This window comes from Methanoregula sp. (assembly GCF_049690535.1).
Taxonomy (GTDB): Archaea; Halobacteriota; Methanomicrobia; order Methanomicrobiales; family Methanospirillaceae; genus Methanoregula.
This window is the reverse complement of sequence record NZ_JBAVMX010000121.1, coordinates 1-3,821: the sequence shown is the minus strand read 5'-3', so window position 1 is coordinate 3,821 and position 3,821 is coordinate 1. Positions and strand designations below refer to the sequence as shown.

The window sequence follows — 3,821 nt, the reverse complement described above, 5'->3', positions numbered from 1 at the left end:
AGTGGACTTTCTTGTGCTTTACGAGATCAGCGGCCCACTCGCGTGCACCCTCAACTGCGTTGTGCACGCCGTCGGCCGGCTCGTAGCCCCGCTCCCGCATATCGTCGGCGTTCGTCTCGCCCCATTCGAGCTCGTTAATGTTGAGAAAATCGAGGTACGGGAGGGCCGGGATGAGCAGTTCAAGGCCGGGGAGCGCCGGGACTTCGATGCCGATGTCAAAGCCCTGCTCCTTTGCCATTTTTGCGGAGGCGATAAAATCGGTATCGAGAATATGATCCCAGCACTCCCGGGGCGGGTGGAGCCGGATTTCGTCCACGACCCCCTTGAGCCGTTCCAGGTCCGCCTTTGCCGGGGCCTGCGCCGTATAGAGGTGGATCTGGTGCTCCGGTCCGAAATGCTCTTTGAGCGCCGTACAATACTGTGCGACCCGGTCGAGGCAGAGGAGCGGTTCGCCGCCGGTGACCCCGGTCCCGAGCGCGCTCATGCGCTCCGCGATCTCAATCGCTTGATCCGGGCTTTCGATCCGGTGCTCGTTTGCGAAGATCACGTCCTTTCCCTTGCGCTCCTCAGAGAGCGGGCAGTACCAGCAGGAGCGGCGGCAGCGTCCCGTCACAAAGAGCACCATCTTTGCGCCCTGATAACAGAGGACACAGCCTTTCGCGAGGTTCGCGGGCAGTCCATTTTGGGATTCGGAACGTGGAGCGGTCATCAGAAGTATGGGTAGTACGTTGGCGCCGGGGATTCAAAACCCTTCTTGAACGGGTCGTGGTCATCATTTTTTACCGGGGCCGAAACCATCCGGTAACGGCAAGGGGGGGTTGAAGTAAAATCGCTATCGAAGATAGATATTCCACCTCCCGAAAACTTGACAGAATCGTAATTAAATTCCCATTACCATTCCCTTTCGCTTTTTATAATCAAGAATATAATAATTCGGGATAACCATGACCGAACCGAGCTATGATGAAGTCTCATCTTATCACGAAGCGGGGCATGTCGTATTCGCTCATCTGTTTAACGTTCCGGTGAAATATCTCACCGTAGAACACCCCCCGGGTTTTCGATATACGCTTCGAGGGAGTTTCAAAACACTTCGTAATATGAGAGAAACTCGGATTATTCTCAGATCGGGTATGATGGTACAGAAAAGATATTGCCCAACTATTGACGATCCTCTAGATGGTGTAACGGATACAAAGAAATTTGATTTTTCATGCAAAATTAGTCGTGTAGACCCATCCATTGAGAAAAGAGAGATCGAATCGATTATCAATAAACATCTCGATGATCCCAAGATTCTCCATAAGATCGAAATATTATCGCGTGAACTCCTCAAAAAACGCACACTTCACACAGAAGAAATAAAAATAATTCTGGATGAAAAAATACCTCCGGAACTTGAAATTCAAACAGTTGATATCGCCGCGTCAGCAATGAAGTCAGCATTGTCATTACTTCCAACGGTTGGCCCACTTATGAGTGAATTGGTTGGAACCATTATTCCAAATCAGAGATTTGATCGATTGGTGAAATATTCAATTCAGTTAGAGAAAAAAACGGAAAAAATAGATTCCACTCTATTTAAACTTGCATTACAAAATGAAAATTTTACAGAATTAATGGAGGAAAGTTTAAGACAAGCCGCAAGATCATTATCTGATGAAAGACGAAGTTATCTTGCATCGATAATTAAAAACAGTCTTATTTCAGATGATGTTGATTTCATTGAATCCAAACATCTTCTGAAAATTCTTGGCGAAATAAATGATATTGAGATAATTTTCCTTCGTTTTTTTCTATATCCCCTTGTAAATGGTGATCGTGAATTTAGAGAAAAACACAAAAAAATACTCGAACCCATTGACACTTTAGAAAATCCGCAATGGATGATTGATAGCGAACCTAAGGTATCAATGGATTTCCATGGAACCCTCTACAAAAGTTATCTAGAACATCTTGTTCAACTGGGTCTATTAGCAAGAAGATATGTTATTGATATGAAAACCGATTCGCCAATTTATGACTCTTTTTCCCGAGGGCAAAAATTAAGTGGATATGATATTACAAATTTTGGAATCCTACTTATACATCACGTTGATTGCGAAACGAAGATAGATGGGATTTCATTTCCCTTCAATGGACGAAATCCGTAATACCGGATTAGTTTCAACCTACCCGGCTTTTTTGAAAAGTCCGGGCTGGTTATAGATCTTCTGTTCCGGGAAAACCCTTGTTTTTATTGTAAGTGCTCCGGGGATTTTCTTCTACCCCCTCCCGAAAAACGCCTGAAAAATCGTCCGATTGCCCCCCATAAAAATTAAACCACTAAAATGCCCCTATTTTAAAAAATAGGCCCAAATTGGCCCCCATATAATGCCCTTTATCGGGCCATATTCGCGTTCTGGCAGCGGTCATTTTCCGGATCGTCCAAATGGCAATTTAGCATGAGATCTGCCAAAAGAACCGCACTATCGAGTCCGTTTTACTTCGTCCGATTGCCAAAATACGGCCTATTTGGGCTTATTTTTAAACGGAGCCCTATACGGGCTTCTTTTGGATGCGGGAGGAGTCAATCGGAGACCATATTGAGCCCGGATTAATGGATGTCCTCACAACAGCTCACTCAGCCGGTGCCCCCCGCTGTCCTCGCACCGCTCCTTATACTTGCACCGGTTACAAGGAGCATTCAAAGGGTGGATGGGGGCCTCGCCCCGGTGGATCGCCCGGAGCTTGTGCAGGGTCGTGAGGAGCTGGCGCCGGTCCCGGGGCTGGACGGTATGGTACCGCGAGATCCCGTCCGGGATATACTCCACGTGGCCGCCCTCCACCTCTTTTCCCGTCATCTCCTCAAGGCAGAACGCGATGCCCGCGATCCGGAGCCGGTCTGCCGCGTAGGTGCCAAAGGGCATCGCTCCTGCCGCCCGCATGATCGAGAACGTTCCGTCCTCTGCCACCCGGTCAATCATGCCGGCGATGCCGTGCTTCTTTGAGACCACCGTCACATCGGTCTGGACCGCCGGCTTCCACTCGTGCTTGTTGCAGGACGACACGCAGATGTCCAGGAACTCCCGGAGCGCCGGGTCGGTCTTTGGGCGGACGATGAGCACCTCGTCCCAGATGGCGTCAGCCACAAGGGGACTGCCGAGGTGGTACGAGAGCTGCTTGCAGATCGCGTACCGGTCCGACTCAAAAATGGGCTCGTTCTTCTCGTAGTAAAACCGGACCGGGCAGGCCTGCACCCGCACCAGCTCCGAGATCGTGACATGCCCGTCCTCGCCCGCCAGAATAATTCCTCTCTTCTAATCGAGGAAAACCGGCCACTTAAACTTTTGGAAATGCTCATGGAAGGGCTTCGAGCAAAGGCATGTGACCAACTATTCATACCAGAAACGGCAAACCAATCAGTATGACCGGACAGGAAATATCCGTCAATATCCCCCCGACGCTTGACCCCGTCTACAGCAACATGATCCAGATCGCGTACAAGGATGACGAGTTCACGTTCATGTTCCTCCACCAGCTCCCGCAGGTCAACCAGGCGCGGGCAAAAGCAATCGTCTCCATCACGCCGGCGCACGCAAAGAACCTGCTTGGTGTCCTCCAGAAAACCATCGCTGACTACGAAGGGAAGTTTGGAACGATCTCCCCGGCAAAGGAAGCGCACCCCGCCGAGAGCGTAACAACCCTCCGGGGATATTCATAAACCCCCCACCAAACACAGATTTTATTAGCGTACGGGTCGATATTGTGAGGCAGTGCGCCGCCGTGGCTTAGCGGTATAGCGGCTGATTCGTAATCAGCAGGTCGAGGGTTCAAGTCCC

The 3,821-nt window shown here is 49.9% G+C and carries 4 protein-coding genes; 2 read left to right on the top strand and 2 right to left on the bottom strand.

From position 1 onward, the window contains the following. On the bottom strand, positions 1–709 hold a 709-nt coding region (locus WCE46_RS09720; protein ID WP_424733513.1), incomplete at its 3' end, for a radical SAM protein. A 235-nt stretch (positions 710–944) separates the two neighbouring features. On the opposite strand from WCE46_RS09720, the gene WCE46_RS09715 reads away from it, so the two are divergent. Next, the gene (locus WCE46_RS09715) at positions 945–2,153 is read left to right on the top strand and encodes a hypothetical protein (protein WP_424733512.1); all 1,209 of its coding nucleotides are present in this window, start codon (positions 945–947) and stop codon (positions 2,151–2,153) included. Positions 2,154–2,609: 456 nt separating this feature from the next. Here the strand turns inward: WCE46_RS09715 and WCE46_RS09710 are convergent, their stop codons facing one another. Continuing rightward, on the bottom strand, positions 2,610–3,239 hold the full coding sequence (locus tag WCE46_RS09710; protein WP_424733511.1) for a CRISPR-associated protein Cas4: 630 nt from the start codon (positions 3,237–3,239) through the stop codon (positions 2,610–2,612). A 167-nt stretch (positions 3,240–3,406) separates the two neighbouring features. Between WCE46_RS09710 and WCE46_RS09705 the strand changes: the two genes are divergently transcribed. Further along, a complete protein-coding gene (locus WCE46_RS09705; RefSeq protein ID WP_424733510.1) occupies positions 3,407–3,703 on the top strand; it encodes a DUF3467 domain-containing protein in 297 nt (98 codons plus the stop codon). The last annotated feature ends 118 nt before the right edge of the window (positions 3,704–3,821 follow it).

Bases quoted from the DNA above. Each gene is read 5' to 3' on its own strand.
- WCE46_RS09705 (WP_424733510.1), top strand. From the start codon at position 3,407: ATGACCGGACAGGAAATATCCGTCAATATCCCCCCGACGCTTGACCCC.
- WCE46_RS09715 (WP_424733512.1), top strand. From the start codon at position 945: ATGACCGAACCGAGCTATGATGAAGTCTCATCTTATCACGAAGCGGGG.